Genomic DNA, 504 nt, shown 5'->3' with positions numbered 1-504 from the left:
ACGTGGAAATTCAGATACGAAAGAGCGCATTGCTTTGATTCAACGCTTTATAGCCATTTTTGGTAAAGACCGTATTGTGAATGTGTTCGCAGACAGAGAGTTTATCGGTGAGCAGTGGTTTACATGGTTAATTGAACAAGACATCAACTTCTGCATTCGTGTTAAAAAAACTTCATTGTCACCAATCATTTAGGAAAGAATCATAAAATTAGTGATTTATTTCGCCATCTTAAAGTTGGTCAAATTGAATGTCGTAAACGACGGATTTTGGTTGGTCGGGTGAAACTATATATAAGTGCACTACAGTTAGAAAATGGAGAGCTTTTACTCGTCGTTTCTCCTCAGTTTAATGCCAATGCTATTCAGGATTATGCATTACGCTGGGAAATTGAAACCTTATTCAGTTGTCTCAAAGGACGCGGGTTTAATCTTGAAAATACGCGCTTGACAGACCCTAGACGAGTGAAAAAATTGATTGGGGTGTTAGTTATAAGCTTATGTTGG

The 504-nt window shown here is 37.7% G+C and carries 1 pseudogene; it reads left to right on the top strand.

From position 1 onward, the window contains the following. Window positions 1–504: pseudogene (locus tag ABD331_RS60850) on the top strand (IS4 family transposase); the annotation flags it as partial.

This window comes from Nonomuraea monospora, assembly GCF_039531895.1.
Taxonomy (GTDB): Bacteria; Actinomycetota; Actinomycetes; order Streptosporangiales; family Streptosporangiaceae; genus Nonomuraea; species Nonomuraea monospora.
Note: the sequence above shows the minus strand (reverse complement) of the source record. Positions and strands in the feature narration are given on the sequence as shown.